The following is a 313-nucleotide window of genomic DNA, read 5'->3' on the forward strand; positions in this document are numbered from 1 at the left end:
GGAATGGAGCACTACCAGTATGCCAGCCATGTGCTGCGCATGTGCCAAGAGGCACAAGTTGAGAAATTAACCACCGTGTTGAAACCTTTAAAAGATGCCGTAGGGCGCGAGGACGAGGCTTTGAATAGGCCACGAACGAAGGAGGGCTCAAAGGATTTAGACCAGTTGGACGGCGTGCGCGACACTGCCTACAGGGCTTTGATGAAGGCTGTGGATTTGGCGCAGTTGAGCGCTGATGCCGATGAGGTGAGCGCCGCCGAAAAAATCGAAGAGGTGGCAAGGAGGTATCCCGGCGTAGTGCGTGCCAACTACG

General features: G+C 55.3%; 1 protein-coding gene. It reads left to right on the plus strand.

Features of this window, described 5'->3' with window-relative positions; all coding sequences use genetic code 11:
• A partial coding sequence (locus tag X919_RS16870) for a DUF6261 family protein (RefSeq protein ID WP_036917479.1) occupies positions 1 to 313 on the plus strand: 313 nt, incomplete at both ends.

Origin of the sequence: Prevotella sp. HJM029, from assembly GCF_000599605.1 — a bacterium.
Taxonomy (GTDB): domain Bacteria; phylum Bacteroidota; class Bacteroidia; order Bacteroidales; family Bacteroidaceae; genus Prevotella.